The 26,814-nt window shown below is 40.4% G+C and carries 31 protein-coding genes; 13 read left to right on the top strand and 18 right to left on the bottom strand.

The features are described from left to right. Nucleotides 1–63: 63 nt before the first annotated feature. Nucleotides 64–1,152, top strand: a complete 1,089-nt coding sequence (gene trmA, locus RDV63_RS02520; RefSeq protein ID WP_313907949.1) for a tRNA (uridine(54)-C5)-methyltransferase TrmA — start codon at nt 64–66, stop codon at nt 1,150–1,152. Here trmA and fabR read toward each other — a convergent pair. Next, the gene (fabR, locus tag RDV63_RS02515) at nt 1,149–1,757 is read right to left on the bottom strand and encodes an HTH-type transcriptional repressor FabR (protein ID WP_313907948.1); all 609 of its coding nucleotides are present in this window, start codon (nt 1,755–1,757) and stop codon (nt 1,149–1,151) included. The two genes, trmA and fabR, sit on opposite strands and share 4 nt — an antisense overlap. A gap of 99 nt (nt 1,758–1,856) precedes the next feature. On the opposite strand from fabR, the gene RDV63_RS02510 reads away from it, so the two are divergent. The 3 genes from RDV63_RS02510 to RDV63_RS02500 all read left to right on the top strand — a co-directional run bounded on the left by RDV63_RS02510 (nt 1,857) and on the right by RDV63_RS02500 (nt 6,112). Further along, nucleotides 1,857–2,996, top strand: a complete 1,140-nt coding sequence (locus RDV63_RS02510) for a fatty acid desaturase (RefSeq protein WP_313907947.1) — start codon at nt 1,857–1,859, stop codon at nt 2,994–2,996. 221 nt (nt 2,997–3,217) lie between these two features. After that, nucleotides 3,218–4,636 carry a Si-specific NAD(P)(+) transhydrogenase gene (sthA, locus tag RDV63_RS02505; protein ID WP_313907946.1) on the top strand — a complete coding sequence of 473 codons (1,419 nt, stop codon included), beginning with the start codon at nt 3,218–3,220 and terminating at the stop codon, nt 4,634–4,636. Nucleotides 4,637–4,765: 129 nt separating this feature from the next. Further along, nucleotides 4,766–6,112: a TonB family protein gene (locus RDV63_RS02500; RefSeq protein ID WP_313907945.1), complete on the top strand. Its 1,347-nt coding sequence runs from the start codon at nt 4,766–4,768 to the stop codon at nt 6,110–6,112. Nucleotides 6,113–6,165: 53 nt separating this feature from the next. On the opposite strand, the gene hemE is transcribed toward RDV63_RS02500, so the two are convergent. Then, nucleotides 6,166–7,242 carry a uroporphyrinogen decarboxylase gene (gene hemE, locus RDV63_RS02495; protein WP_313907944.1) on the bottom strand — a complete coding sequence of 359 codons (1,077 nt, stop codon included), beginning with the start codon at nt 7,240–7,242 and terminating at the stop codon, nt 6,166–6,168. Between the two features lie 227 nt (nt 7,243–7,469). Continuing rightward, nucleotides 7,470–8,276 (bottom strand): NAD(+) diphosphatase, encoded by an 807-nt coding sequence (gene nudC, locus RDV63_RS02490; RefSeq protein ID WP_313907943.1) that lies wholly within the window; start codon nt 8,274–8,276, stop codon nt 7,470–7,472. A gap of 143 nt (nt 8,277–8,419) precedes the next feature. Between nudC and rsd the strand changes: the two genes are divergently transcribed. Further along, nucleotides 8,420–8,905 carry a sigma D regulator gene (rsd, locus tag RDV63_RS02485; RefSeq protein ID WP_313907942.1) on the top strand — a complete coding sequence of 162 codons (486 nt, stop codon included), beginning with the start codon at nt 8,420–8,422 and terminating at the stop codon, nt 8,903–8,905. Nucleotides 8,906–8,952: 47 nt separating this feature from the next. Here the strand turns inward: rsd and fkpA are convergent, their stop codons facing one another. After that, the gene (fkpA, locus tag RDV63_RS02480) at nt 8,953–9,669 is read right to left on the bottom strand and encodes an FKBP-type peptidyl-prolyl cis-trans isomerase (protein ID WP_313910377.1); all 717 of its coding nucleotides are present in this window, start codon (nt 9,667–9,669) and stop codon (nt 8,953–8,955) included. Nucleotides 9,670–9,792: 123 nt separating this feature from the next. Here fkpA and RDV63_RS02475 point away from each other — a divergent pair, with 123 nt between their 5' ends. Both RDV63_RS02475 and RDV63_RS02470 read left to right on the top strand, forming a co-directional pair. After that, on the top strand, nt 9,793–10,767 hold the full coding sequence (locus RDV63_RS02475; protein WP_313907941.1) for a hypothetical protein: 975 nt from the start codon (nt 9,793–9,795) through the stop codon (nt 10,765–10,767). Next, nucleotides 10,760–10,987 (top strand): SlyX family protein, encoded by a 228-nt coding sequence (locus RDV63_RS02470; RefSeq protein ID WP_313907940.1) that lies wholly within the window; start codon nt 10,760–10,762, stop codon nt 10,985–10,987. Before RDV63_RS02475 ends, RDV63_RS02470 begins: the two co-directional genes overlap by 8 nt. 25 nt (nt 10,988–11,012) lie before the next feature. Here RDV63_RS02470 and RDV63_RS02465 read toward each other — a convergent pair whose 3' ends face one another. After that, complete coding sequence (locus RDV63_RS02465) at nt 11,013–11,216, bottom strand: YheV family putative zinc ribbon protein (protein WP_313907939.1); 204 nt, start codon at nt 11,214–11,216, stop codon at nt 11,013–11,015. A gap of 114 nt (nt 11,217–11,330) precedes the next feature. On the opposite strand from RDV63_RS02465, the gene RDV63_RS02460 reads away from it, so the two are divergent. The 3 genes from RDV63_RS02460 to RDV63_RS02450 all read left to right on the top strand — a co-directional run bounded on the left by RDV63_RS02460 (nt 11,331) and on the right by RDV63_RS02450 (nt 13,959). Beyond that, the gene (locus RDV63_RS02460) at nt 11,331–13,238 is read left to right on the top strand and encodes an ABC transporter ATP-binding protein (protein WP_313907938.1); all 1,908 of its coding nucleotides are present in this window, start codon (nt 11,331–11,333) and stop codon (nt 13,236–13,238) included. Continuing rightward, nucleotides 13,231–13,716 (top strand): TIGR02444 family protein, encoded by a 486-nt coding sequence (locus RDV63_RS02455; protein ID WP_313907937.1) that lies wholly within the window; start codon nt 13,231–13,233, stop codon nt 13,714–13,716. Before RDV63_RS02460 ends, RDV63_RS02455 begins: the two co-directional genes overlap by 8 nt. A 96-nt stretch (nt 13,717–13,812) precedes the next feature. Further along, nucleotides 13,813–13,959: a DUF3149 domain-containing protein gene (locus RDV63_RS02450; protein ID WP_313907936.1), complete on the top strand. Its 147-nt coding sequence runs from the start codon at nt 13,813–13,815 to the stop codon at nt 13,957–13,959. A gap of 60 nt (nt 13,960–14,019) precedes the next feature. Here RDV63_RS02450 and RDV63_RS02445 read toward each other — a convergent pair whose 3' ends face one another. Together RDV63_RS02445 and RDV63_RS02440 are read right to left on the bottom strand one after the other, a co-directional pair. Then, on the bottom strand, nt 14,020–15,594 hold the full coding sequence (locus RDV63_RS02445) for a GMC family oxidoreductase (protein ID WP_313907935.1): 1,575 nt from the start codon (nt 15,592–15,594) through the stop codon (nt 14,020–14,022). Nucleotides 15,595–15,604: 10 nt separating this feature from the next. After that, the gene (locus tag RDV63_RS02440) at nt 15,605–16,093 is read right to left on the bottom strand and encodes a hypothetical protein (RefSeq protein WP_313907934.1); all 489 of its coding nucleotides are present in this window, start codon (nt 16,091–16,093) and stop codon (nt 15,605–15,607) included. 52 nt (nt 16,094–16,145) lie between these two features. On the opposite strand from RDV63_RS02440, the gene RDV63_RS02435 reads away from it, so the two are divergent. After that, the gene (locus RDV63_RS02435; protein ID WP_313907933.1) at nt 16,146–17,168 is read left to right on the top strand and encodes a hydrolase; all 1,023 of its coding nucleotides are present in this window, start codon (nt 16,146–16,148) and stop codon (nt 17,166–17,168) included. Next, nucleotides 17,143–17,382 carry a YheU family protein gene (locus RDV63_RS02430; RefSeq protein WP_313907932.1) on the top strand — a complete coding sequence of 80 codons (240 nt, stop codon included), beginning with the start codon at nt 17,143–17,145 and terminating at the stop codon, nt 17,380–17,382. Before RDV63_RS02435 ends, RDV63_RS02430 begins: the two co-directional genes overlap by 26 nt. Nucleotides 17,383–17,442: 60 nt before the next feature. On the opposite strand, the gene pckA is transcribed toward RDV63_RS02430, so the two are convergent. The 3 genes from pckA to nudE all read right to left on the bottom strand — a co-directional run bounded on the left by pckA (nt 17,443) and on the right by nudE (nt 20,617). After that, nucleotides 17,443–19,044: a phosphoenolpyruvate carboxykinase (ATP) gene (gene pckA / locus RDV63_RS02425; RefSeq protein ID WP_313907931.1), complete on the bottom strand. Its 1,602-nt coding sequence runs from the start codon at nt 19,042–19,044 to the stop codon at nt 17,443–17,445. 189 nt (nt 19,045–19,233) lie between these two features. Then, on the bottom strand, nt 19,234–20,064 hold the full coding sequence (cysQ, locus tag RDV63_RS02420) for a 3'(2'),5'-bisphosphate nucleotidase CysQ (RefSeq protein WP_313907930.1): 831 nt from the start codon (nt 20,062–20,064) through the stop codon (nt 19,234–19,236). Beyond that, nucleotides 20,042–20,617 (bottom strand): ADP compounds hydrolase NudE, encoded by a 576-nt coding sequence (nudE, locus tag RDV63_RS02415; RefSeq protein WP_313907929.1) that lies wholly within the window; start codon nt 20,615–20,617, stop codon nt 20,042–20,044. Before nudE ends, cysQ begins: the two co-directional genes overlap by 23 nt. Before the next feature lie 83 nt (nt 20,618–20,700). Here nudE and yrfG point away from each other — a divergent pair, with 83 nt between their 5' ends. Beyond that, nucleotides 20,701–21,372, top strand: a complete 672-nt coding sequence (yrfG, locus tag RDV63_RS02410) for a GMP/IMP nucleotidase (protein WP_313907928.1) — start codon at nt 20,701–20,703, stop codon at nt 21,370–21,372. Nucleotides 21,373–21,384: 12 nt separating this feature from the next. On the opposite strand, the gene RDV63_RS02405 is transcribed toward yrfG, so the two are convergent. From RDV63_RS02405 to gspG, 8 genes are read right to left on the bottom strand one after another with little or no spacing between them, the layout of a single operon-like run. Continuing rightward, nucleotides 21,385–22,131, bottom strand: coding sequence for a type II secretion system protein N (locus RDV63_RS02405; protein WP_313907927.1), 747 nt, complete (start codon nt 22,129–22,131; stop codon nt 21,385–21,387). Further along, entirely contained in the window at nt 22,132–22,602 is a 471-nt protein-coding gene (locus tag RDV63_RS02400; protein ID WP_313907926.1) for a type II secretion system protein M, read from the bottom strand. After that, complete coding sequence (gene gspL, locus RDV63_RS02395) at nt 22,599–23,786, bottom strand: type II secretion system protein GspL (protein ID WP_313907925.1); 1,188 nt, start codon at nt 23,784–23,786, stop codon at nt 22,599–22,601. The genes RDV63_RS02400 and gspL overlap by 4 nt, the downstream gene beginning before the upstream one ends. Next, on the bottom strand, nt 23,783–24,799 hold the full coding sequence (gspK, locus tag RDV63_RS02390) for a type II secretion system minor pseudopilin GspK (protein WP_313907924.1): 1,017 nt from the start codon (nt 24,797–24,799) through the stop codon (nt 23,783–23,785). Before gspK ends, gspL begins: the two co-directional genes overlap by 4 nt. Then, the gene (gspJ, locus tag RDV63_RS02385; protein ID WP_313907923.1) at nt 24,796–25,416 is read right to left on the bottom strand and encodes a type II secretion system minor pseudopilin GspJ; all 621 of its coding nucleotides are present in this window, start codon (nt 25,414–25,416) and stop codon (nt 24,796–24,798) included. The genes gspK and gspJ overlap by 4 nt, the downstream gene beginning before the upstream one ends. Continuing rightward, entirely contained in the window at nt 25,409–25,789 is a 381-nt protein-coding gene (gene gspI, locus RDV63_RS02380) for a type II secretion system minor pseudopilin GspI (RefSeq protein ID WP_313907922.1), read from the bottom strand. Before gspI ends, gspJ begins: the two co-directional genes overlap by 8 nt. Next, nucleotides 25,786–26,382 carry a type II secretion system minor pseudopilin GspH gene (gspH, locus tag RDV63_RS02375; RefSeq protein ID WP_313907921.1) on the bottom strand — a complete coding sequence of 199 codons (597 nt, stop codon included), beginning with the start codon at nt 26,380–26,382 and terminating at the stop codon, nt 25,786–25,788. Before gspH ends, gspI begins: the two co-directional genes overlap by 4 nt. Then, nucleotides 26,382–26,813 (bottom strand): type II secretion system major pseudopilin GspG, encoded by a 432-nt coding sequence (gene gspG / locus RDV63_RS02370; RefSeq protein ID WP_313907920.1) that lies wholly within the window; start codon nt 26,811–26,813, stop codon nt 26,382–26,384. The genes gspH and gspG overlap by 1 nt, the downstream gene beginning before the upstream one ends. Nucleotide 26,814: the final 1 nt, after the last annotated feature.

Genomic DNA, 26,814 nt, shown 5'->3' with positions numbered 1-26,814 from the left:
CGAAATTGGATCTTAGCATCGGTCTGACATAAAATGCCCTTTTGTCGTATTAAGAGTTATCAGATGAGCGTAGGTCAGGTTTTTCCCCAGCAATATTCTTCTCAATTAGCCGCTAAGGTTAGTGAAGTCAATCAACTTCTAAGCGAGTTTTCACCACCTAAGCCAGAGGTATTTACTTCTGCACCTGAGCATTATAGGTTAAGAGCAGAGTTTCGTATTTGGCACGATGGTGATGATATCTATCACGCTATGTTCGATCCTGAGACTAAAGCTAAAATTCGTATTGATTACTTCCCTGTTGCTTGCCGTACTATTGCTGACTTTATGCCTATTTTACTGCAGCAATTACAATTTAATCATGAACTACGCTATAAGTTGTACCAAATAGATTATTTAGCCACTTTATCTGGTGAGCTTTTGGTCTCGCTAATCTATAAAAAATCACTGGATGACACTTGGTTAATTCACGCCCGTCAATTGACTGAACTATTAGCACCAAACTATAAGGTTAAGTTTATTGGTCGTGCCCGTAAGCAAAAACTTATGGTTTCTGATGATTTTGTGATTGAACAGTTTGATTTACTCGGTAAAACGTTGCGCTATCAACAAATAGAAAGCAGCTTTACTCAGCCAAATGGTGGCGTGAATGTCCAAATGTTAACCTGGGCTAAGCGTGTAGCAACTGAACTAAAAGGTGATTTATTAGAATTATATTGTGGTAACGGTAATTTTTCGATTGCTTTAGCTTCTGACTTTAATCAAGTTGTGGCTACCGAAATTTCTCGAACCTCTATTAAGTCTGCTGAATATAATATCGCTCTGAATAATATTGATAATTTAAAAGTATTACAAATTTCAGCAGAAGATGTTGCGACTGCATTGCAACAAGGTACTAGCCTTAAAAAGCTCGATTTATCTGACTTAAAATTAAATACGATTTTAGTTGACCCACCACGTGCTGGTCTGGATGCGGCAACAGAGCGATTAGTAGCTGGATTTAATGATATTATTTATATCTCTTGTAACCCTCATACCTTAGCTCATAATTTGGCAACCTTATGCCAAAGCCATGACATAGTGCGTTTTGCAGTATTTGATCAGTTTCCTTATACAACTCACATAGAAACAGGTGTATGGTTACGTAAACGCTAGTTTTTAGCTTTACGGCCATAACTAGCCGCACCATGCGCTAACCATCGTAATTGCATTATAGTGCGGCTAGTTAAATGAGCATGTTGTTCCGCAGGGGCATCTAGGGCATCAGCCCCAGCATGAAACACTAAAGTCACCATAGCTTCTGCTTGTACCCTAGCTAATTCATCGGGACAAACCGTTTCTTTTCGTAAATATTCAGCTAGCTCTGCAACAAAGTGTTGAATTTCACGAGCAACTGCACTTCGAAATGCCGCTGAGGTTCCAGAGCGTTCACGCAGTAATAATCTAAAAACATCGCTATTACCAATGACAAATTCCATAAAGGTTTCAATTGACGTACTAATGACGCTGCCGTTTTTTTCAATCCGTTGTCGTGCTTGCCGCATCAACTGCCGTAACATTAAACCAGCCTCATCGACTAAAGTAAGGCCTAACTCATCCATATCGGAAAAATGGCGATAAAATGATGTTGGTGCAATTCCCGCCTCACGTGCCACTTCACGCAAACTTAAACTAGCAAAGCTTTTATCTGCACTAAGTTGCGAAAATGCAGCATCAATAATTGCTCTTCGGGTGCGCTCTTTTTGTTGTGCTCTAGTCACCGCTCTTCCTAAATACTTTTATTAAAACCATTATATACCTTGACCAACGCAATTTGACCAGTAAAATTAGCGTACACTTGTAAGCTGAATGAAGGTCTAATGAAAAATCCACCATTAATTTGGACTAATATATTATTGTTTACCCTAACCTCATTGATTGCGGCTGTTGCTGTTCCTTGGTATGCCATTGTCTATGGTTTTAGCTGGACCGAAATCATGGTTGCTGTAATCTGCTTAGGTTATTGTGGGATGTCTATTACTGCTGGTTATCATAGGTTATGGGCACATAAAACCTACGATGCTCATCCTGCACTACAGTTTATCTATGCTATAGGTGGTGCATTCGCACTCCAAAATAGTGCCCTCCACTGGGCTTCTGATCACCGCTTTCATCACCGTCACGTTGATAATAATGATAAAGACCCTTACTCAGCAGGAAGAGGTTTTTGGTATAGTCATATCGGCTGGATGCTTAGAGATTACCAAGGTGAAAGTTATTCTGACTACAGTAATGTCAAAGACTTACAAAAAAACCGTATCGTTATGTGGCAGCACAAACATTATATAAGCTTAGCTATTATTACTAACTTTGGTATTCCTCTGCTCTTAGGGGTTCTTACCGGGCAGGTGCTAGGCATGTTAATACTGGCAGGAGTTTTACGCTTAGTATTAAGTCATCACTTTACCTTTTTTATTAATTCATTAGCTCATATATGGGGCAAACAGCCGTACACCGATAAAAACTCAGCCCGTGACAATGGTCTTCTGGCATTTTTTACTTATGGCGAGGGTTATCATAACTTTCATCATATTTTTGAATATGATTACCGTAATGGTATTAAGTGGTATCAGTTTGACCCTACTAAATGGTTTATTAAAGCCGCCTCTTGGGTTGGCTTAACCAGTAAATTAAGAACCTGCCCTCAAGAGAAAATTGAACAAGCAAAATTACAAATGCAACTTAGTCGCTTACAGCAAAAAGTAAAACACTTGCCTGATGCTGAACAAATTTTACAAACTTTAGAGCAAGAATATAATTTACTCATTACACGGCTCCAAGATTATTACCAAGTAAAAAAAGAATTGTTACAACGTAAAAAACAGCAATTAGTTGAGCAGTATAGTCAGTGTGAGTTTAAACAACGTTATAGTGAGTTTAAGCGACATCTATATTTGCAACGTCAACAGTGGGCACAATTAACGGCTCATTACAGTAAATATACAGCTGCTAATATATAAACTCTGCTTGATATAATGTCGGTAAATTAAAATTTGTAATCTAAGTTACCGACTACATTCTTTCTTGATTAGTAACAATGATGCTGCCAACGTCTGTTATTAAACGTCGTACCAAAACAGCCTGTCTTAGCTTAAGATAGTAGGATTCTCCCTTGATACTGTTTTCTTGTATCGAATTACTGTTATTATCAATTTTATTTAGGCGCTAAGGATGCTAATTCATGGCAACAAAAAAAACTAAACCATTATATGATTTTGATAGCATTATTATAGGAACAGGTCCTGGCGGTGAAGGTGCCGCTATGAATTTAGCCAAAAGTGGTCAACGTGTTGCTGTTATAGAGCGCTATCAGTCTGTTGGTGGCGGTTGTACTCACTGGGGGACTATTCCTTCTAAAGCACTACGCCATTCTGTTAGCCGTCTTATTGAATATAAAGAAAACCCTTTGTTCCAGTTGGAAGAGCAAGCTGGCCGTATGACCTTTGCTCATATTTTGAAGCATGCCGCCGGAGTGATCCGCAAACAAGTGCGCCTGCGTAGTAGTTTTTATGAACGTAACGAAGTTAAGTTGTTCAAAGGTAATGCAAGTTTTATAGATGCCAATACTATTAAAATAGTTCCTCATAAAGGCAATCCGTTTCAAATAACAGCAGCCCATATTATCATTGCTACCGGCTCACGGCCTTATCGTCCACCCCAAGTTGATTTTAGTCATCCCCGTATTTATGACAGCGATACTATTTTATCGTTAGAGCACGAACCTAAGCATGTCATTATTTTTGGTGCTGGTGTGATTGGTTGTGAATACGCTTCTATTTTCCGTGGTTTAGGGGTAAGAGTCGATTTAGTGAACACTCGCGATCGATTATTATCTTTTATGGATACCGAAATCTCTGATGCCCTAAGTTATCATTTCTGGAACTCCGGTATCACTATTCGTCATGGCGAAGAGTTTTCTCATATTGAAGGCCGGGAAGATGGGATAGTGCTGCATTTACAGTCTGGTAAAAAAATGAAAGCCGACTGTATTTTATTTGCTAATGGCCGAACCGGCAATACCGACGCCCTGAATCTTGAGGCTATCGGTTTAGATGTTGATAGTCGTGGTCAAGTTAAAGTAAATAATTGTTATCAAACCAGTGTACCTAATGTGTATGCAGTAGGTGATATTATTGGGCACCCAAGTTTAGCAAGTGCAGCTTATGATCAGGGCCGTATTGCTGGCACAGCCATTATTCATGATGGTAATTGTGATAAACATTTAATAGATGATTTACCTGTAGGTATTTATACAATCCCTGAAATGAGTTCTGTGGGAAAAACAGAACAAGAGTTGACAGCAGCTAAAATTCCCTATGAAGTAGGTAGAGCGCAATTTAAACACTTAGCTCGTGCTCAAATTGCCAACACTAGTGTGGGTAGCTTAAAAATATTATTCCACCGTGAAACATTAGAGATTCTTGGCGTTCATTGTTTCGGCGAACGTGCTGCTGAGATTGTTCATATCGGCCAAGCTATTATGATGCAAAAGAATGGTGGTAACACTTTAGAGTACTTTATTCAAACAACCTTTAATTACCCAACAATGGCTGAGGCATATCGAGTTGCAGCGTTAAATGGCTTTAATCGTTTATTTTAAGATTAAAGTACTGCTTCTTAAAAGATAATATAAAAGTTTACGTTTATTATTTAATTTTGTCTTGATTGCTAAATCGTTGTAAACTCAAATCAATAATAATAATAATTAAATTGTAACTTGGGGTATAAAATGATGAAATTTCGGTATAGTCTGGTATTTTTTTGGCTAACCTACTCCTTACCAGGATTAGCCGACTTTCCAACAGCTAAGGCTTTATTTGAGCAAGCAGAATATGCGCTAGCTAAGCCTCAACTAGAAACTTTAGCTGAGCTTGGGCATGTTGAAGCTCAATTTTTACTGTCGCGTATGTATGCTGAAGGTTTAGGTGTAGATACTGATGTTAAGCTTGCTTATGCTTGGACCTTAATTGCAAAAGACCGCGATCATCCTCTAGCTGATAAACAATATTCTGTTTTGCGCTCCCAACTTAAATCGCGTCGTGAGGGTAAAGAGGTCTATACCACTTTAAATAATCAATACGGTAAACAAGCTCTGTTTGATAATTTATACCCTACGCCTAATCGCTATGTTGCAGCTGAAAATAGATTAAAAGCTATCACTAAAGTTGAACCTAATTATCCATCTTATTACAGTCGAATAGGTGTTAATGCATGGGCTGTCGTACATTATGACGTAGCTGAAGATGGCTCTGTAGAAAACCCTAGTGTAGTCTCAGCTTTTCCAATAGACACTATTAATGAATATGTATTAGAAGCTATTAAAAGTTGGCGCTTTGAACCTCCTAAAGATATTTATGGCGATCCTGTTCGCTTAGAAATGCAATCGCAAGTATTTAAAGTTGAATATGCATCAGGCGCCCAAGCTCGGAAACATCAGCGAGATAATGCTGAATATCTAGATGCTATTTTAGCAGCGGCTAATGCGGAGTCTGCTCGTTATCAGTATCTGCATGCTGTTTTAGCAGAAAATAATATCGTGCAAGATCCTGAACCTTTAAATTGGTATTTAAAGGCTGCTATAAACGGCTCAAAGCCGGCACAATACCGCTTAGCACAATGCCTAATCTCAGGTAATGGCTGTAATAGAGATCGCAATAAAGCCATTAATTGGCTACATATCTCTGCAGATGGTGGTGATGAGAAGGCCGCTTATTTATTAGCTCAGGAATTACTAGATAGCAAAAACGTTAATTTTGACCCGCGTAAAGCTGCATCTTATTTAGAAATCGCTGCATTAAAAGAATATTTGCCAGCTATTACCGATTATGCTGAGTTGTTAGCTATGTCTACTGATCCTGCCGTGCGTGACTCACAAAAAGCTATTCGCTTAGCAGAGCAAGGACGTGCTATTGATCCTAATAATCCTAGCTTATTATCAGCTATGGGGATCGCTTTTATTGACTTAGGCCAAAAAGGCCGCGGTATTTCTATGCTAAAGCAAGCGGTGGCAGAGGCCAAACGCCGTAACTGGGCGGTAGAAAACTTTGAAGGTTTACTAATGGATTATAGCGATTAGCACTTAATGAAAATAATAAGAGCTAATCGCTACTAGTTTAAGCAAATAACAACTTAAATCTTACCGGTGTTTGCATGCATTGCACGACTAAACTCGTGCACTGCATCAATGAATACCGTTACATTTTCAGGATTAACATCTGGTGTAATACCATGGCCTAAGTTAAATACATGACCGGGGCCTGTGCCATAACTTTCTAGAATAGTTTTAACTTCTTCACGGATCCGCTCTGGCGTGCCTAATAGCACTGAAGGATCCATATTGCCTTGTAAGGCAACTTTATCACCAATTCGCTGACGTGCATCACCGATATTTATAGTCCAATCTAAACCAACGCCATCACATCCTGTATTAGCAATAGTTTCTAACCATAAACCGCCATTTTTAGTAAATAACGTAACAGGAACTTTTCTGCCATCAGCTTCGCGAATTAAACCATCCAGTATTTTTTGCATATAATGCAACGAAAATTCTTGATAATCGCGAGGGGTTAATACGCCGCCCCAAGTATCAAAAATCATTAAAGATTGTGCGCCAGCACTAATTTGGGCATTTAAATAGGTAATAACACTGTCGGCTAATTTATCTAACAGCATATGTAATGCTTTAGGATCAGTGAACATCATCTTTTTAATGATTGGGAAGGTTTTACTACTGCCACCTTCAACCATATAAGTTGCTAAGGTCCAAGGGCTACCTGAGAAACCAATTAATGGTACACTGCCTTTAAGTTCACGACGAATAGTACGCACCGCATTCATAACATATTGCAGTTCTTGCTCTGGATCAGGGTTAGGTAGTTGCTTAATGTCATTAGCACTGCGAATAGGCCGTTCAAATTTAGGCCCTTCACCTTCACTAAAGTATAATCCTAAGCCCATAGCATCTGGAATAGTCAGAATATCACTAAATAAGATAGCTGCATCTAAAGCATAGCGCCGTAATGGCTGCATGGTCACTTCACAAGCTAGCTCAGCATTGCGGCACAAAGACATAAAATCGCCCGCTTGAGCTCGAGTAGCGCGGTATTCTGGCAAATAACGGCCAGCTTGGCGCATCATCCACACCGGCGTCTTATCTACTGGCTGTTTTAATAGGGCTTTAAGGTAACGATCATTTTTTAATTGCATCTTGGCTCCGCCATTAACAAATAGTTGCAGCTATTTTACCACTGCAAACCCAAAGCAGCCATGCCTTCGGTCTAATTGCTTGGTTGATACAGCTTAAGTTCAGCATTTTACAACAAAAGCTTGTCATGAAAAATTCAATCTGCTATAACATTAGCGCGCTAGTAAAGAAAATCAGAAGTAAGAAGCTCGTTTAAACGAGTCATAGCAATAAATTTTGTTAAGCCACTTTATGTGGCTTTTTTATTGGCCATTTTTTGCTGCACTTGTCTAATCATTAAACCAGATAAAGTTTCTATCGCTGGGATAAGCGGCAGTTTATCAATATCGTACCAATAGGCTTCTTCAATTTCTTCTGGCTGACAAACAATGTCACCACTAACATAATCTGCTATAAATCCCGCCATCAGTGAATGCGGAAAAGGCCAAGGTTGGCTACCTACATAACGTAAATTCGTTATTTCAATCCCTACTTCTTCTTTTACTTCTCGTTTAGCTGCATGCTCTAAAGTTTCAGCAGACTCAACAAAGCCGGCTAATATTGAAAAATGACCTATTTTATGCCGACTGGAACGTGCTAACAAAATTTGTCCCGGTCGCTGCACAGCAATTAATACGCAAGGTGCAATCCGCGGATAACAGCGATGGCCGCATTTATGACATAAAACTGCTAGCTCCCAATTAACTAGTCTCATAGCACAGCCACACTGGCCACAAAAGCGATGGGTCTGTAAAAATAAGGCCACTTGAGTTGCTCTTGCCGCTAACGCAAATACCTCATCTCCCTGTGGCAATAGTTCTCGGGGCGTAACCAAATGCATATCATCAGTAACTTGATCATAATCAACGACTAAATAACAATCCTCACCCCCTAAAGTTCCTAATAAACATACTTGTTCAGGCTCTGTTGCTAAAGTTAATTGGTTAAAATTACCATAAGGAATTTCGCCGTTGCTATTAAGTTTAATCTTACCTTTATTAACAACTATCCAATAAGCTGTATTTGTTGTTGCTAATTCTATACTGTGTTTGATCATAGCTTCACCTCTGGGGTACTCTGTATAAGTATCATCATAATGTGCTTAACAGAGCAGACCAATGAAAAATATGTTGATTTTTAGTAAAAAATTACGTTAATTAGATTCTACTACAGCCTATCGCTGTAATTAAGGAGAAGGCAATGTACACCCGGGTGCAACAAGCGCAACAAGAATGGGGCGGTTCGCTGTCGGCTATTGATGGCTGGTTAGATGAGCGTCAACAACTTATTGTCAGTTATTGTAAATTAGCCTCTTTACCGCCATTTGAAAATGATCGCAGTACCTTACCTAGTCAACAACAGGTTCAAGAGTTCTGTCAACTTCTACTCGATTACTTATCAGCCGGTCATTTTGAAGTTTATGAGCGTATTATTACAGAATCTGATACTAAAGATAATCACTGCCGGCAATTAGCAGAAAAATTATATCCAAAGATTTCAATATCAACAGATTTAGCGTTAGCATTTAATGATAAATATGCAGATCATCTTAGCACTCGGCAAAGTGGTCCTTTCGATTTAGAGCTATCCGAGTTAGGCCAAGCCTTAGAAGAACGTTTTGGCTATGAAGATGAGTTGATTAATACCTTATACAAAACACAAACAGATGACCCTATCTCAGTGTAATCAATAATAAAAAAGCGGCTATGCCGCTTTTTTATTAGGATTGGATATTATTTTGCATCTGGCTTAACAATATCTAATAGCTCTACTTCAAATACTAAAACGCTATTTGGCTTAATTACGCCTTTATCCTGTTCACCATAAGCAAGATCTGAAGGAATGGTAAATTTATACTTAGAGCCAACATTCATTAATTGCACGCCTTCGGTCCAACCGACAATAACGCGGTTCAGCGGAAATTGGGCTGGCTCAGCACGATCGTAAGAACTGTCAAACTTAGTACCATCCGTTAAAGTGCCAGAGTAATGCACTTTAACCACATCTTCTGCTGTCGGTTTTGCGCCGTCACCTTGTTCTAACACTTCATACTGTAAGCCTGATTCTGTAACAGTTACACCTTCTTTGGTTGCATTTTCTGCTAAAAAGGCTTTACCTGCAGCTATATTTTCAGCCATTTCAGCTTCTAACATGGCCATTTTCTTTTCTTGATATTGCTGATCTAATGATTGCATTACAGTTTGTAATTCTTCATCAGTTAGAGCAACTTTGTCTGCAATAGCATCTTGCACACCACGTAATACTAATTGCTGGTCTAAAGTGACGCCAATTTTACCGTACTCATCTTGCGCAACGCCTAAGTAACGGCCTGCTGATACGCCCAAGCTATATGCTTGCTTAGCTCCATCTGTATCTAATTGTACTGGTTTTACTTCTGTTTCTTTTTGACAAGCCGCAAGTGTCATAACAGTAACGGCGATCAATGACATTTTAGTAACTAAGCGCATTTGGTTCTCCAAGATTTAGGCAGCAAAGCTGCAAAAGTATGTTTTAATAGTGTCCCATGAACTGGACTATACTAACTGTTTGTATTGATGAGGTTAACACCCTACATGAAATATCCGCTAATTTTTCTGTTGGTTTTACTCGCTGGCTGCGAAAAGTTACAGTCTACTGCACCTATGCAACAGTTTTTGCATGTTGCTAATGGCAGTTACGCCGCGGCGATCTCTGATGATGCCCAATATGCCGTTGTCTCATCAATAGAAGATGGTATTGCTTTTTGGGACTTAAATAATAACGCCTTACTATATCAATGGCAGCATCAAGCCGATACTGACAACTATGTGTTTAGTATGGCAATAAGCCATGATAATAGTTATGCCTTAACCGCTGATCAGCTGACGTTTGCTTTATGGCGTATTGCTGATGGTAAGAATAATGGCTTTTGGCAACTTGACGCTGCAACTATTCGTGATGTTGCCGTCTCAAATAATGGTGCCCACCTACTTATAGGCAAAAGTAATGGCGGCGTACAGCATATTACCTTAGCCTCTGGTCGGCGTTTAGAGTTTATGGGCCACAGCGAACGCATAAATAGTGTAGCTATGTCACCCAACGGCCGTTATGCCTTAACTGGCGGTAACGACTATAAAGCATACTTGTGGGATACTAAAAGCGCACAAATCATTCATAGTTTTAGCCACCCAAGTCGAGTGACTAAAGTCGCACTAGACCCAAACGGTCGTTATGCTTTTACTGCTGATAGTAAAGATTTAGCCCAAATTTGGGATATCCAAACAGGCGAACAAATAAGTCGCCTACAGTTCACAGCCCGCCAACAGATTTTTAGTGCAGTACGTTTTAGCCCCGATGGCCGCTACTTAGCCACAGGCGCACCAAGCCGAAAATTGGCAATATGGGATGTGCAAACTGGCCAAGAACTGCAACAATGGCAAGTATCAGTAAAGCCAAATAGTCGCCCCGCTAGTGCAGTAGTGCATGCGGTGGCTTTTTTAAGCAATAATCAGCTCATTAGCGAAAGCTCTAGTGGCATGGCAGAAGTATGGGAAATTAAACATGAGTGAAGATAGCAAAAATTTGCATCTGCATATTATTGAACTTGAAAGTAAGCTAGCCTTTCAGGAAGATACAGTGCAAAGCTTAAGCCAGGAGCTTCTGGCACACCATAAACGCATAGAGCGTTTACAGTTACAAATAAAAATGCTGGCAGAAAAGATGCAACAAATACCTGATGATATGGGCATTCTAAGGCCTGAAGAAGAACCTTTGCCACCGCATTATTAAGCTGTTAAATCAGTATAAAGCTATTTTATGGTTTAAATACACCTATAACTTGCTCTGATTTACGGCTGACTTTAGTAACTTGCTCTTGCGGTTGTACCATTTGGTAACCGCAATCAACACACTCTACTTTTTCAACATTATTTTCTAAAAATAACATCATAGTGTCTTGTTTATGACATTCAGGGCAGGTAGCACCAGCAATAAAACGTTTCTTTTTACGAGTTGTCATAATAATTCTCACTTAATTACTAATAATTAGGCTGGCTATTTTAGCGGTTAAGCCTTGGTTTGTTACAGTTATACGGGTAAATTAGCAGCCTAATTCAGTTGTACAGGAAAAAACATGATCCAGCTTCAACAGGTCGAGTTACGCCGCGGTGTTCAATGTTTATTTAAAGATGCCGATCTTACCGTATTTCCCGGACAAAAGGTGGGAATTGTCGGGGCAAATGGCTGTGGTAAATCCAGTTTATTTGCCTTATTACAAGGTAAAATTAGTGCTGATGCCGGTAATGTTAGTTTACCTGTAAGTTGGGATATTGCTACGGTAGCGCAAGAAACACCCGCAGCTGAATGCAGCGCCATGGATTATGTTTTACAAGGCGATGAACAATTATATCCATTATTAATGAAAGTGCGTACCGACTGTGATGAAAGCGACTTAGCTGCAGTTCATTTGCAGATAGAAGCCTTAGATGGTTACCGAGCCGAAGCTAAAGCGGGGGTATTACTAGATGGCTTAGGCTTTAACGGTGAAATGCAGCAACAAGCAGTAAAGTCATTCTCGGGTGGCTGGCGTATGCGTTTAAACTTAGCCCGCGCATTAATGCAACGGGCTGATTTAATGCTACTAGATGAACCCACTAACCACTTAGATTTAGATGCGGTACTTTGGCTAGAAAAATATTTAGCTAATTATCAAGGCACCTTATTGCTGATCAGTCATGACCGCGATTTTTTAGATGCGGTTACCGACAATATTGTCCATATTGAACGACAAACCCTAACTTTATATAAAGGTAACTATAGTCAGTTTGAGCGCCAGCGTGCAGAGCAACTTGCCCAACAACAAGCAAACTATGACAAGCAACAGCTGCAGGTAGCCCATTTACAAAAGTTTATTGACCGCTTTAAAGCCCAAGCAACTAAAGCACGCCAAGCTCAAAGCCGTATTAAAGCACTAGAGCGCATGACGCTATTTGCCCCAGCTCATGTTGATTCGCCTTTTAGTTTTAGCTTTCGCGAACCCAAGTCATTACCTAACCCGCTATTAAAAATGGATAATGTCCAAGCTGGTTATGCTGATAAAGTCATTTTAAGCCAAATTAAGTTTCAACTATTACCGGGTAGTCGTATTGGTCTTTTGGGCCGTAATGGCGCCGGAAAATCTACTTTAATCAAGTTATTATCTGGTGGCATGCAGCCACAAAGCGGTGATATCTGGTTTGCTAATGGCGTCAGCTTAGGTTATTTTGCTCAGCATCAACTTGAAACTTTGCGACCGCAAGATTCACCTTTACAACATTTAATCCGCTTAGATCCCTTAGTACCAGAGCAAAAACTACGTGACTATCTAGGTGGCTTTGGTTTTTATGGCGATAAAGCCTTAGAAGCCTGCGCGCCGTTTTCTGGTGGTGAGAAAGCCCGCTTAGTACTAGCCTTAATTGTCTATCAGCGACCTAACCTATTGTTGCTAGACGAACCAACAAACCATCTCGATTTGGATATGCGCGAAGCTATCGTTATGGCATTACAAGAGTTCACTGGTGCCACAGTTATTGTCTCGCATGACCGACATTTACTTAGTAGCTGTACCGATGAATTTTATTTGGTAGCTAATGGCAAAGTTGCACCTTTTGATGGTGACTTAGCAGATTACTATCAATGGCTACAACAAGATGCGAAACAAAACCAAGCTAGTGTCGCCGTCACAACGCCGGCCAGTAGTAATCAAGTGCGTAAAGATCAAAAACGCTTAGAAGCAGACTTACGTAACCTACTACGGCCTATAAAAAAAGATATTGATAAGTTAGAGCTCCGCCAGCAACAATTAGAAACTACTCTGTCAGAACTAGAGCAGCAGCTTAGTCACAGTGATATATATAACGCTGATCGTAAAGCAGATCTTAATGCTTTATTAAGCCAACAAGCCAAGGCAAGTCGCGACTTAACCGAAGTGGAAACAGCTTGGTTTGAGGCGCAAGAAAAATTAGAACAAATGAGTAATGAGTTTTGGCAGCAACATGACTAGTATAACCGCTAATCAGCTTTGGCAATTTAGCCTAGATTTTTACCCTAAAGTACAAACTACTTGCTTAGCTTGGCAAGATAACTTTAAGGCTAATGTCAATTTGCTGCTGTTACTTTGCTACCTAGAGCAGCAGCAGTTGAGTATTAGTCAGCAAACTCTTTTTAATTTAAGCCAAAGCCTAACAACTTACAATATACGGATCACACAGCGAGTACGTCAGCTTCGCCGTAAAGTTAGCCGTTTAAATACACTGACTAAGCAACAACAACTACAATTTAAGCAACACTTACTCGCCGTTGAATTAATTGCGGAACAACAAGAGCAGCAACGGCTAGTGCACACTCTTACTACAAACCTTAATCTGATAACTAATAGCTGCGACCCTTTACTCGAGCTGTATTTACAACAACTTTGCCAACCGCTAACTAGAACAGCACAACTTTATTTAACAGAGTTACGTCAAGCTTTAGCGTTGTAAAACAGGATAAACAACTAATCTTTGATCTATATCAGCTATTTATATCCCCATATAAGTTATGGTATTGATATAAACCACAGTACAAGGGGGTATGCTATGGACTTATGGCACTTATATTTTAATGATCCAATTATTTTTGCCTCTTTTACCGGCTTAGGTATTTTACTTGGTATAGGCGCATTCTTTGCGGTCTATTTTACTTATAAAATTAATACTGCTACCGACGAAGAAGAGTCTTCTTAACCATTTTGCCGCAGTAAGTTATATCCAACCAGCTTGCTGTGGCAGTTTTTAATTTCTACCCTATTCTCTAAACGAAGAATCCTCTAGTACTGGTGTTAACTCGGCAATCAAGTGCTGACAATGCTTCCACACCAGCGCATAAATGGTTAATTGCGGATTGGCACCTAAACTCGTTGGTAATATAGAGCCATCAAAGACAGAAAGGTTGCTCAGTTGATGGTGACGGCCATTTTGATTTACTACGCCTTTATCTGCAGAGGCACTCATATTACAGCCACCCATAACATGAGCAGACACAACGGTTTGCCGTAACGCAGTTAGTGATAGTTGCGCTATACCTGCTTTAGCCTCGGCCCAACTATTATATAACTTGGCATCATGATGTAAGGGTAATACTTGCTTAGCTCCAGCAGCAAACTGTAACTCTGCCATCGACAGCAAGGCTTGGCGCATACCCTGCCACAGATAATCAGTAATAGGATAATCTAGAACGGGTTGCTGCTCTTGATCTAGGCTAACTTGACCACCTTGACTTTGCTCATGAAAACCATCTCGCATTAAGGCAATAGTGACTTGAAGTTGATTAAAGCTTTTCATTAGCTCTGCATGCTGCTCTGCCATACCTATTAACTTTGAAGCCATTAATACTGGATGGATCGGCGGAACTTCTAGCTTATAGCCAAGTTGGCTGCTATCTGCTGGCCAAACAAATTGATCAGAATAAATACTTTGTGGTGCACCGCTATGACCATTAATATCTTCAGCAAATAAAGCGCCACTGATTACAGTCGGGTGTAGATAAGTATGCTTACCTAAACGCCCCGAGGGGTTCGGCACTTTAGATCGCAATAATAAAGCCGGTGAGCCTATAGCCCCTGCTGCGACAATATAATGTTTTGCTGTAATGCTAACTTTTACTGCTGCTGTCGGTTGAAAGTGCGCATCTACTGGAACAGCCTCTAGACTTTGTATTTTATCATCCTGCCAAACTAGCTTTCTTACACTAAGCCGAGATATTAACCTAGCCCCCTTTTGCAGCGCAGCAGGAATAGTACTCACTAACATAGATTGCTTGGCATCTATCGGGCAGCCCATTCCACAATAACCTAAATTAGCGCAATGGCTTACATTACGGTTTATCACCGTATACTGCCATCCTAGCTGCTGACAGCCATATTCTAGTTTTGCATTATTAGCATTAGGTGCTAGAGCCCATTGCTTTATATTCAAACGTTGTTCAGCAAACTGAAAATATGGTTTAAGATTATGCGCTACCGTAAAGTCGAGACCAAATTCAGCTTGCCAATAATCCAAAGTTGGTTGTGGGGTACGTATAGAAGTAGTCCAATTAACAGTAGTAGAACCACCAACAGTTCTGCCTTGCAAAATACCAATGGCTTGATCTTTAGTTTTCCGAGCTGCGCCTTCTTGATATAAGTTTGGATAAGCCCAGCGCTCCTCCATCACAAAATGCTCTCGCTTGTAATAAGCTCCCTCCTCTAGTAAGAGCACCTTAAAACCCGCGTTACTAAGCTGTTCGGCAGCAATACCACCACCGGCACCTGAACCTATAATCACTACATCGGTAGTGAAGTGTTGATCGGTTAAAAACTGACTGGCATCAAGATGGTTCATATAAATCCTGTTAGCGATACTTAGGTGCAGTGTAGTCTAGAGCTTGCCAGTGCTCTGGCTGGCCATAATAGGCTGCAAACAGCAGCTCGCGTAAGCCATGATAAGCTTGTTGCAACACTGCAAGATAGCTATCGCGCCAAGCTATTAGCAATTGCCAACGTTGGGCTATAGAAAGCTGTGCCAGCGCCGTAACATGACCGGTCAATGCTAATTGTGTGACTTGGTTGGCTAATAAATTAAACAATTGCTGCAATTCTTGTTGCTGTCTTTTGGCTAAAAAAGGCATAAAGTCGCTGACTGCCGCTTTAGTCCGGTTTACCTGCTCGGCCATAGTCGTATCTTGAGGTAAAGCAGCGTATAATAAGGCAGGTAAAAGCGCACTTAATACCAGATCGCGATTGTCATTATTCTCATTAAAACTGCTGTGCCAGCCATAAATACCTAAGCTAGATGCAGCACCTAATGCAATACCACTAAGTATAAATTGTCGGCGATCCATAAGTGATTTCTCAGTAAAAGTTATTATTCATTGTTTATCAGGAAGCCTAGTTTTGCAATCTCAGATCCGACCAGTTATTTATTCTTCATTTACGCCAGCATGGTGGCTTAAGCATGCTCATCTGCAAACTATCTTTGCCAAGTATTTAAGTCCAAGATTTAAACAAAAAACGGTAGCTGAAATTTTTCCGTTAGCAGACGGTGATGAAATTCAGCTCAATTGGATGCAACCTTCGAAAGTTGCAGCTGATGCCCCTTTAGTCGTGCTACTACACGGCCTAGCGGGTGATATTAATAGCCACTATATCCAAGTTATGTTAGCCCAATGCCGCCAACTGCGCTGGCCTGCAGTATTAATCCATTTTCGTGGCTGTAATGGCCAACCGAATAAACTGCCCAGAGCCTATCATAGTGGTGACACTGCTGATTTTTCTGCTGTTATAACAGAAATAGGCCAACGTTTTCCAGAGCAAAAAATTGTAGCAGTAGGCTACTCTTTAGGTGCTAATGTCTTGCTTAAGTACTGTGGTGAGCAAACTAGCACTAACCCACTTGCTGCAGCCGTTGCCGTTTGCCCTCCCCTAGATTTATCCGCTTGTGCTAACCGCATTAATCAAGGCAGCAGCAAAATATATCAGCGTTATTTATTAGGCCGATTAAAACGTAGTACAGCATTAAAGTTAAAACAATTTCCCAACTTCCCTATTCCACTTACGCTTAAAAAACTACGTAATATACGGGATTTAGAACAATTTGATGATATCTTTACCGCACCTATCCATGGTTTTAGTAGTGCCCAAGATTATTATCAAAAAGCCAGTGGTAAAGCATTTTTACAGCATATTAGTATTCCTACGCTTATTATCCATGCCAAAGATGATCCTTTTCTTAGCGACGCAGTTATTCCGTCACCTGATGAGCTAAATCAACATATACATTATGAACTTAGCCAAGGTGGTGGTCATGTTGGATTTATTTGCGGCACTATTTTTAAGCCAACCTTTTGGTTGACCCAGCGCATTCCGACTTTTATTCGTGAGCAATTAAATAATGATAATTCCACATCAACAACTTGATACTGACACTTTAAATAACCTGATTGAATATTATGTGTTACGAGAGGGAACAGACTACGGCGACCAAGAGGTTTCATTAACCGATAAGGTGCAGCATGTTATGCAGCAATTAAATGCCGGTGATATTGTTATTGTTTTTTCCGAGTTACATCAAAGTATAAACTTAATGCCTAAGCAGCAGTTTAATCAACTCCCCCCTGAAGCTGAGCAGTGAAATAATATAGCAGCAATAAAAAAGGCCGCAGCAGCGGCCTTTTTAGCTAAAGTAATTAACTTATAATTGCGGACCTGCTGCAACTAAAGCTTTTCCTTCAGCGTTATCTGTAAATTTAACAAAGTTATCTACAAATAACTTAGCTAAATCTTGTGCTTTACTATCCCAATCGCTTACTTGGCCATAAGTATTACGCGGATCTAAAATAGACGCATCCTCTACACCTGGTAATGCCGTTGGCATAGCTAAGTTAAAGTAAGGTAAGGTCACAAACTCTGCATCTTCAATGCTGCCATCTAAAATAGCATCAATGATAGCGCGCGTTGCTTTAATAGAAATACGCTTACCTGTGCCATTCCAACCCGTATTAACTAAATAGGCTTCGGCACCTGACGCCTGCATCCTTTTGCCTAACACTTCTGCATATTGGGTTGGGTGTAAGCTTAAGAAAGCCGCACCAAAACAACTTGAGAAAGTAGGTGTAGGCTCAGTAATACCACGCTCAGTACCGGCTAATTTAGCTGTAAAGCCTGATAAGAAGTGATACTTAGCTTGTTCTTCAGTCAGTTTAGATACCGGAGGTAATACACCAAAAGCATCCGCTGTTAAAAAGATTACCTTTTTAGCATGGCCAGCTTTTGATACTGGTGTCACGATATTTTCAATATGATATATCGGGTATGACACACGAGTATTTTCAGTTTTTGAACCGTCGTTATAATCAACTTCGCCATTAGCTTTCACTGTAACGTTTTCTAATAACGCATCGCGACGAATGGCATTAAAGATATCTGGTTCGTTTTCTTTCGATAAGTTGATTGTTTTAGCATAACAACCACCTTCGAAGTTAAATACACCATCATCATCCCAACCGTGCTCATCGTCACCAATAAGCTGCCGCTTAGGATCGGTTGATAAGGTTGTTTTACCTGTTCCCGATAAACCGAAGAACACAGCAACATCACCGTCTTTACCAACGTTGGCAGAACAGTGCATTGATGCGATGCCTTGCAATGGCAAAAAGTAGTTCATCATTGAGAACATACCTTTTTTCATTTCACCACCGTACCAAGTGCCACCAATTAATTGGATGCGCTCAGTTAAGTTAAAGGCAACGAAATTTTCAGAATTTAAACCTTGTTGCTGCCAATTTGGATTAGTGCATTTAGCGCCATTCATCACAATAAAGTCAGGCTTATAGTTTTTTAATTCTTCGTCTGTTGGACGAATAAACATGTTTTTAACAAAGTGGGCCTGCCATGCAACTTCAGTAATAAAGCGCACCGCAAGACGTGTATCAATATTAGCGCCACAATAGGTATCAACAACAAATAACCGCTTACCTGAAAGTTGAGTAGTCACTAATGATTTCAATTCTACCCATACATCTTGAGTGATAGGTTTATTGTCATTTTTACCTTGATCAGACCACCAAACCGTATCGCGAGTAGTATCATCGCGTACTATATACTTATCTTTTGGTGAGCGACCTGTAAAAATACCAGTGTCAACTGAAACAGCGCCTGAAGTAGTCAGTGTGCCTTGCTCATAACCTTGCAAGTCAGGACGAGTTTCTTCTGCGAATAATAGATCATACGAAGGGTTATAAATAACTTCCGCGACATCTGTGATGCCATATTGGCCCAGATCCAGATCGGACATGATGTAACTCCTAGGGTACTGTAGGTAAGGGTGCAGTCTCTAGCGGACTTATTAATTCTATGTTTTTGCAATAAAGGTACAAAACATTGGGCAAAAACTCGGCGCTATAATAGCCTTTTTTTGTGCTAAAAGATAGCAAGAAAAACTATCTTTAGCAGAATTGCCCTTAGCCGATTTTATCTTAGCTCTTTATAGCATTAAATCACGTAAGGTTGCTTTAGCCTTGATAAGTTGCTGCCAAGCTACACTGGCTTGGCCAAGAACCATAAAGTTTGGATTAGCCAAAGTATCACGCTGATTATAACTTAAGGGTAAAAACTCACTATCAAGTATTTGACCTCCGGCCTCTTCAACAATCACTTGTACAGCGCCAGTATCCCACTCGCCTGTTGGTCCAATACGGATATAACAGTCTGCTTTACCTTCAGCAATTAGACAGCTTTTTAAAGAGCAACTACCCAAGGCTATATAAGCAACATCTTGTTCACGGTGTAATAAGCGTTTAATTGGCTCTAGCGGCTGGCGTCGGCTAACAGCTATATTTAAAGACTGGCCTTGTTTAAATCGATTAACCGCTATCTTACTGATTAGCTGCCCTTGTTGTTTAAAAGCGCCTTTGTTTCGCGTCGCATAATAAAACACTTTTTGCTTAGGCCAATAGATAACACCTAATGCCGGCCAGCCATTTTCTACTAACGCAATACTGACGGCAAAATCGCCACTACGAGCAACAAATTCTTGAGTGCCATCCATAGGATCGATTAACCAATAACGTGACCATTGGCTACGTTGCGACAAAGGGGCTAAACGAGACTCTTCTGAAATAATTGGAATATCAGGTGTAAGCTCTGATAAACGCTCAATAATAATAGCATTAGCGGCAAGATCAGCTGTGGTAACGGGGCTTTGATCAGCCTTTTGTTGCTGTTCAAAGTTACCACTTTGATATAACTGCCACAATTCAGTACCCGCTTCAAGAGCGGCTGCTTTGACTGGCTCAAGCAGTTGACTTAAAAACATCCGGATTCGCTTCCAAATATTGCTGCGCTAAAAACAGACCGGCAACACTTCTTGCCTCTGTGAAATCAGGTTGCTGTAATAAAGCTAAACTATCACACCTTAACCAGCGAACAAGTTCTAACGGCTCTGGTTCATCTCCTGGCAAGGATTCTGGATATAAATCCAATGCCAGTACTATATGCATTGTAGCATTAAAATGGCTAGGGGCTAAAGCCAAAGGCTTTAAGCTAACAAAACGTTTAGCACCAAAACCTATTTCTTCTTTTAATTCTCGATTAGCCGCTTCAACTACGCTTTCACCCGCATCAATACCACCTTTTGGGAAACCTAACTGGTAATTATCACTGCCAGCACAATACTCCCGAACTAAATAAAAGCTATCTACATCTGGGCAGGCAATAATCATCACAGCACCGTTACCGCTGCCGCGTAATCGTTCGTACACTCGCCGCTCACCGTTACTAAACTGTAAATTTAACTGCTCAACTTTAAATAGTAGGCTTCGCGCCACTATTTTCTGCTGTAATATCTGTGGTTTTTGTTTATTTGTCATCATGACCACCCTATCGCTGCGCCTTAAAACTAGCTCTGTTACAATTGATACAGCGTACTATAAACCAAAAAGCAGGAAAACCTATGTTGCATTGGGCTGAAATTGACACTGTATTACTCGATATGGACGGCACTTTGCTGGACTTACATTTTGATAATTATTTTTGGCAATACCATTTACCTAAGCGCTGGGTAGAGATAAGTGGCATAGATAAAAATATAGCTCAGCAACAGTTAAACCAAGCCTATGTCAATTTAGCGGGTAAATTAGAGTGGTATTGTTTAGATTATTGGAGCCAACATCTACAACTGCCTATCACCGAGCTTAAGCGTGAAATAATGACTAAAATTGCTATGCGCAGTGATACAGCTGTCTTTTTACAAGCCCTAAAAGACAGTGGCCGAAAAGTAATTTTACTTACTAATGCCCATCCAGATAGTTTAGCCTTAAAAGTTGAGTGCACCAATCTAGCAAGTTACATTGATACTCGTATCTCTACCCATGAATTTGGGGTAACGAAAGAAAATGCTGCCCTGTGGCATAAAGTACAACAAAAATTTGGCTTTAATCCAGCTAATACTTTATTTGTTGATGACAGCTTACCCATTTTACAGGCAGCTAAAGACTTTGGCATCAAACACTTATTAGCCGTAGCAAATCCTGATAGCAAAAAAAGCAATAATATTATTACTGATTTTCCGGCTATTACTGACTATAACACGCTAATTGCTGATATCTTAAGGCCTAGAACCTAACTTTATCACTTATTAGAGTTTAAGGGTATAGCGACCATTTGCATCCGGCTTACCAAGGAATTGCATGGCTTGATGCACTTCTTCTGGCATGTCAGCATCAGGTTTTAATGTGCCATTAACCAATAGTTGCTCTGCATTTATGACAGCTTTAATATCTAATCCGAGCCGGTTAGCGCCATCTGTTGTCATAACTAGAGTGCCATTAGCACAGCTTAACTCAGCGAAAAGACTTTGTAAGTCAAGCCAGCGTCCCGTCGGAGTTTGTAGCTTAGCATCTTGCCAACTTGCATGACCATTTAAGGTTTTACACTTTGGCTGGCCTTGGCTAAAAGAAGTAATATCTAAGACTAAATCACCACTAGCAGCTACCGGTAATGGCAGCGATAACATTGGCAACACTTGAGCAACAGGTAGCTTTAACATGCTATTTTGCAAGCTGCTGCCCGTTAAGCCATAGTTTGCAGTAGCTTTAATGTATGGCAGATTAGGCTGTTTAGCACTGCCACTTTTTATATCGAACTGCAGCTTGCCAGTTAATAGCTGCCAGCCATTTAATTGCCAGCTCAACTCTGAAAAGTATAACTTCTGATATTGCACGGCGCTTACTTTACCTTGCGCTAAGGTACCCGTTACCGTACCTAACTGAAGAGTTGTAGGTAAAGGAAGCAATTTTAGCCACCAAGCTGCGGGGGTAAGTAGCAACATAAAAACCAAATACATTGCTACCGAAAAGATAATAAGCTTTACTGACTTAGTCATTTATTCAACCACCATACGGCGCACTTTAACTATACCTGGCTGTTCTGCTAACGCTAAGTCTAAACTTACTAGCTGTACTCCGTGTTGATATTGCAGTTCATATAACCATGGTAGTAAACGTTCAAAACTTAATTCTTCAAGTACTAAGGCTAATTGCTCATTTTGCGGCTGCATTCGGCTAACCGTTATATTTTGACCGCGGGCACTATTACTAATAACCTGAGATAAGCTACCACCACTTCGCACATTAGCGGCTCCGCCCGCCAACAAAGTAGGCAATGCTTGTTGTAAGCGCTGTAACTGTATCTCTGCTGCTGCTACCGATCTTTCACGCTCTATTTTTGCTTGGTGCATCGGTTGCCATATTAGCCAGTAAAATAGCGCTGTAACAATAACTACTGCAGCTATACTAACAATACGCTGTTCACGAGCTTGCAACCCAAACCACCAGCTTATCACTCGCTGCTTCATGCTTTACCTCGCATAGCTACACTACCTTGGACTTTATCACCATCGTTACTTAAGGTGCCTTGATTGACACTAAAGCCTGCTTGTTCAAGTTTATTTTTTAGTTGCTCAAAACTTTGAAAGCTCCCTGCTTTTGCTTGGAACCTAAGCTCTGACAATTTGCTGTCAAAACGTAAATTTTCTAAGCTAACATCTGGTACTGTAGCTAATTGTTGTTGTAACGCATCTAGTAAGGTTAAAAAGTTAAAGTCAGTTCCTGCATCAACCTGCCCTAGCTTACGCTGCAGTTGTAGCGACAAATTAACCACAGACTCATTTGGGAAGGCCTGTTTATAAACACTTATGCTTTGTTGCTGTAATTGCTGATGCTGCCTAGCTAACTGCAAGTTAGTAACACCTAATTGCACTAAATAAAGGCCAATACAAGCCACTGCTAATATCGCACTATTGCGCCAGACACTAAACTGAGTATTAGCTTGTCGTTTGGGTTTATATTCTGCTTGTAATAAATTGAACTGAGTATTAGCCAACTGCGCAGCTAACAATGCTAAAGGTAACTCTGGCTGTGCCAGTTGATGCGGATAAGAGTTTTCTGCTGGCCAAGGGCTATAACTGGTAAGCTTAGGTAACTGAGCTAATTGCAAATAATCTTGCCACCAACTTTGCTCCACCGCTGCTATTTGCCATGGTTCTTGTTTCACTAACCATTGCTCTTGCAGTTGGATACAAGCGGGTAATTCTTGTTCAGGCAGTAAAAGAGCATCAGGCAATAAACGAATAACCTTAAATCCAGCCTGCTGCAACCAATCTAACCATTGTTCTAGGCGATGGCGCTGACAAATAGCTACCTGCTGGCTATATTGGCCATCATTAACCAGCACATCACCTAAAGCAATAAATAACTGCTCAATATCCTCTGCTTGCTCTTCCTCTAGCATATAAGGCAAAGCTTGTAGCACTTGCCGATTTGGTTTAGTCGGTAGAGCAACTTGTTTTAGTACTACATCTGAAGCTGGGACTAAAGCGACAACTTGGCGCTGACCGACTCTTGTAGCTAAATCGGCTAATTGCTCTACATTAGCAAGCTCGCCACTGGCAATCACTTCATTATTATGACTTGCCCACACTAACCAAGTTAGAGGTTGTTCTGCTCGGCTACCAAGCCGAATTATTAATTGTTCACTCACCCATGGTCTCCAAATCGTCGAGCTAGCACTTTAATTTTATTATTATCTGTTTTTTTTAGTACTGACGTTAGCACAAAGCCTGACTCCAAATAAGCAGCAGTAGCAGTTAAATTGAAATACTCTGACTTAAACACTAACATACTTTTTACATCATCGGCTAACGTGATATCAGCAAAAGCTGCTGACGAAGTTACATCTTCAAGAGTCGTAAAACCAGTCTCAGGTCGGCTATTAATAAATTCAATAGCTGCATCTTCTGTTAGCGTGGGTATTAATGCTGATAGCAACACTGCATTTTGTTCCGTTAATGTATTAACGTTAATTAATAAACTTCTATCATCAGGGATAACGCAGACATAAGGCGCTAAAGCTTGATAATCTGCTGGGGTCAGGTCCAGGATTACTCTAAGTTCAGATTTACTAGCCATTAAGGTATTAGCTGCATAATAAGGGTATGCTAAGCTGGCATAGTCATCTTGCTCTGCACTGCCACTCGTCATTAATAAACTGTCTTCATCTAACCAATCAGCTATCCGTGCCGTTAAATACTCAGCCGGCATAGTCAAGTCTGGCAATTTTAGCTCTAATAAACGCTGAAAGGCTTGCTGCGCTGGAGAAAACTCTACTTTTGCCGTACCATTTTCACTACTAGCATTTTGTAAGGCATTAATATTAAAACAACTACGTAAATCTGTAATCTCACCTGCTATAGTACCGTTATCAACCGGAAAAGTTGCGCCTTGCTGCGCCCAATCTTGTGACAAGTTAACCGTTTCTTCAGCCGTTATGGTTCTCGCTAATAATACTCGGCTAAACTGCTCTGCTGCCATGGCATACCAGAATGCTTGTGTTTGTTGCTGAATATTTTGTTGTCGTTGGATTTGTAAACGCAAGCGACTCGTCATACTTGCAGCAATAATAACCACAATAGCAATCACCATTAACACTGCTATTAAAGCTACCCCTCTTTGCTTGGTTGGTATTGTCCTAGCTTGTGTTTGCTTGCTGCTCATCGCAAATCATCCTCGCTAGCTAAGCCATCTGGCAACATAAAAATCCGTTCTATTTGGCCTAAATAAGTATGCTGCAAAGTTATTTTTACTGCTGCTGGCAAATTACTATCTTGCCAGCTTTCCTGCCATTGTTCGCCTTGTAAATAGCCTACTGTAAAACCGGTTAAATCACTTTGTAATAACTGAATTCTAGGTTCAGTACCAGTTACAGCATCTGGATATAAAGTAAATAAACGCTGTAATACGCCTTCTTGTAACCGATAAGCCACAGCTTGAATTTCACTTCGCGGTAAAATCATACCTGGATTACGCCAACCTTGGTGACTAAAACTAACACCGTGATCTTCACTTTCAAATAGATATTGACCACCAATTAACCGGCTTTTTTCGGCAGGATCGCCATCAACGCGCACATGTCTAGCACTAATTTGCATAAAGTCACGCTCTAGCATTAACATAGTGCGCTGAATTTCTATTAATCTTTGGCTAGACTCCCGAGATAATTCATCACTTTTGGTCACACTTGTTAATACTGATATTGAGGCTAAGCCTACCAGCGCAAATAATGCCACTGATAGCAGCATTTCTATAAAGGTAAAACCTGCAAGCCTAGCCATTAGGCTTACCCTTATAACTTTGAATACTATATAAAATATCATCTGGCGCGGCCGCCAAACTGACCCGTATTTTAATTATTCGTAAATCGTTATCTTCCAGCTTTTCGTTGTCTAGCTGCCACAGCCACTTTCTGTTACCTTGCTCCACCTCTCCTTGCTGCTTTTCTTTACCGGGCCAGGCTTTATCTAATAAAATTAACTGCATTTGGTTATTAGCAATAAAGCTAGCAAAGGTACTGTCTTCCATCATAGTAATGCTACGAATATGGGCAGAGGTGCCCTGCATAATGGCAATACCTGCTGTAGCAAAAATAGCCATAGCCACTAACAGCTCTAATAAAGTAAAACCATAGTTCTGCTTAACCTGCATCATGGTTGTTCTTCACTGGCAAAGGTTCGGGTTAACGGAATAGAGAACTCTGTACTAACAGTGGCATAAAGCGGTGATAAAGCACTTTTTTCAATAAATATCAGTTTAAATGGACTTATTTCACCTGAAGATAAAATAAAGACTTGGGGTAGCACGGGTGTGGCTTGCTGGTCATCTTCTTGATTATCATCATCTATTTGCCACTCTAAGTCGCGTAATAAATTATCCTCAACAGCTGCAAAGCCATCAAGATCAAGCTGTAAGCTAATATCTTCTGGCAGTTGATATTGGCTTAAGCTTTTAGGCTCATCTGCAGCTAACCATTTTTGGTTCTTATTATCATAATATAAAAAACCATAGCGTTCGCCTTTAGTGTAAAAGCCCCATTCTTGTTGTTTAAGCTGGGCCGTTTCGGCAACAAACTGAAACAACTGCTGAAAACGTATACTTTGTTTATCTAGCCGCTCAGCCCGGCTTTCACCACTAAAGTTAAGCACCACAGTTGTTGCTAATAAGCCTATTAGCAACAGAACTAGCATGACTTCTAATAGGGTAAAACCGGTACTCTTAGCCTGACGAGCCGAAGGCTTTCTCATTATTTATTGCTATCTGACTCTAGATCCCAGTTACCAATATCATCATCAGTGCCTGCAGTTCTATCTGGACCTTTACTAAAAATATCAATCCGACCTAGCTGACCTGGGCTAACTAAAATATAATCTTCACCCCAAGGGTCTTTTGGTAGCCGCTTAATAAAACCATCTTCTGGAAAGGCACGTGGTACTGGCTCTGATGTTGCTTGCTGAACTAATGCAATTAAGCCTTGCTCAGTTGTTGGATAAAAACCATTTCTCAGCCTATACATGTCTAAAACGTTTTCTAATTGCTGAATATCAACTTGGGTCTTTTGGATATCTGCCGCTTCTTTATTCCCTAATAGGTTGGGCACTACCATACTGGCAATAATACCCAAAATAACGATAACGACCATGACTTCTAATAGGGTAAAACCCCGTTGTTTTAACATT

The sequence above is a fragment of the Rheinheimera sp. MMS21-TC3 genome, assembly GCF_032229285.1.
In the GTDB taxonomy this organism is placed as follows: domain Bacteria; phylum Pseudomonadota; class Gammaproteobacteria; order Enterobacterales; family Alteromonadaceae; genus Alishewanella.
Note: the sequence above shows the minus strand (reverse complement) of the source record. Positions and strands in the feature narration are given on the sequence as shown.

Excerpts from the sequence above, each read along its gene's own strand:
- nudE (WP_313907929.1), bottom strand. The coding sequence starts at position 20,617 with ATGACAAATAAACAAAAACCACAGATATTACAGCAGAAAATAGTGGCG.
- trmA (WP_313907949.1), top strand. The coding sequence starts at position 64 with ATGAGCGTAGGTCAGGTTTTTCCCCAGCAATATTCTTCTCAATTAGCC.
- gspK (WP_313907924.1), bottom strand. The coding sequence starts at position 24,799 with ATGAGCAGCAAGCAAACACAAGCTAGGACAATACCAACCAAGCAAAGA.
- cysQ (WP_313907930.1), bottom strand. The coding sequence starts at position 20,064 with ATGTTTTTAAGTCAACTGCTTGAGCCAGTCAAAGCAGCCGCTCTTGAA.
- RDV63_RS02445 (WP_313907935.1), bottom strand. The coding sequence starts at position 15,594 with ATGAACCATCTTGATGCCAGTCAGTTTTTAACCGATCAACACTTCACT.
- hemE (WP_313907944.1), bottom strand. The coding sequence starts at position 7,242 with ATGCAATTAAAAAATGATCGTTACCTTAAAGCCCTATTAAAACAGCCA.
- RDV63_RS02450 (WP_313907936.1), top strand. The coding sequence starts at position 13,813 with ATGGACTTATGGCACTTATATTTTAATGATCCAATTATTTTTGCCTCT.
- gspH (WP_313907921.1), bottom strand. The coding sequence starts at position 26,382 with ATGAGAAAGCCTTCGGCTCGTCAGGCTAAGAGTACCGGTTTTACCCTA.
- RDV63_RS02510 (WP_313907947.1), top strand. The coding sequence starts at position 1,857 with ATGAAAAATCCACCATTAATTTGGACTAATATATTATTGTTTACCCTA.
- rsd (WP_313907942.1), top strand. The coding sequence starts at position 8,420 with ATGTACACCCGGGTGCAACAAGCGCAACAAGAATGGGGCGGTTCGCTG.
- nudC (WP_313907943.1), bottom strand. The coding sequence starts at position 8,276 with ATGATCAAACACAGTATAGAATTAGCAACAACAAATACAGCTTATTGG.
- gspI (WP_313907922.1), bottom strand. The coding sequence starts at position 25,789 with ATGATGCAGGTTAAGCAGAACTATGGTTTTACTTTATTAGAGCTGTTA.
- RDV63_RS02500 (WP_313907945.1), top strand. The coding sequence starts at position 4,766 with ATGATGAAATTTCGGTATAGTCTGGTATTTTTTTGGCTAACCTACTCC.
- RDV63_RS02465 (WP_313907939.1), bottom strand. The coding sequence starts at position 11,216 with ATGACAACTCGTAAAAAGAAACGTTTTATTGCTGGTGCTACCTGCCCT.
- RDV63_RS02475 (WP_313907941.1), top strand. The coding sequence starts at position 9,793 with ATGAAATATCCGCTAATTTTTCTGTTGGTTTTACTCGCTGGCTGCGAA.
- RDV63_RS02470 (WP_313907940.1), top strand. The coding sequence starts at position 10,760 with ATGAGTGAAGATAGCAAAAATTTGCATCTGCATATTATTGAACTTGAA.
- RDV63_RS02440 (WP_313907934.1), bottom strand. The coding sequence starts at position 16,093 with ATGGATCGCCGACAATTTATACTTAGTGGTATTGCATTAGGTGCTGCA.
- gspG (WP_313907920.1), bottom strand. The coding sequence starts at position 26,813 with ATGTTAAAACAACGGGGTTTTACCCTATTAGAAGTCATGGTCGTTATC.
- RDV63_RS02455 (WP_313907937.1), top strand. The coding sequence starts at position 13,231 with ATGACTAGTATAACCGCTAATCAGCTTTGGCAATTTAGCCTAGATTTT.
- sthA (WP_313907946.1), top strand. The coding sequence starts at position 3,218 with ATGGCAACAAAAAAAACTAAACCATTATATGATTTTGATAGCATTATT.
- RDV63_RS02460 (WP_313907938.1), top strand. The coding sequence starts at position 11,331 with ATGATCCAGCTTCAACAGGTCGAGTTACGCCGCGGTGTTCAATGTTTA.
- yrfG (WP_313907928.1), top strand. The coding sequence starts at position 20,701 with ATGTTGCATTGGGCTGAAATTGACACTGTATTACTCGATATGGACGGC.
- RDV63_RS02430 (WP_313907932.1), top strand. The coding sequence starts at position 17,143 with ATGATAATTCCACATCAACAACTTGATACTGACACTTTAAATAACCTG.
- fkpA (WP_313910377.1), bottom strand. The coding sequence starts at position 9,669 with ATGTCATTGATCGCCGTTACTGTTATGACACTTGCGGCTTGTCAAAAA.
- pckA (WP_313907931.1), bottom strand. The coding sequence starts at position 19,044 with ATGTCCGATCTGGATCTGGGCCAATATGGCATCACAGATGTCGCGGAA.
- RDV63_RS02400 (WP_313907926.1), bottom strand. The coding sequence starts at position 22,602 with ATGAAGCAGCGAGTGATAAGCTGGTGGTTTGGGTTGCAAGCTCGTGAA.
- gspJ (WP_313907923.1), bottom strand. The coding sequence starts at position 25,416 with ATGGCTAGGCTTGCAGGTTTTACCTTTATAGAAATGCTGCTATCAGTG.
- RDV63_RS02405 (WP_313907927.1), bottom strand. The coding sequence starts at position 22,131 with ATGACTAAGTCAGTAAAGCTTATTATCTTTTCGGTAGCAATGTATTTG.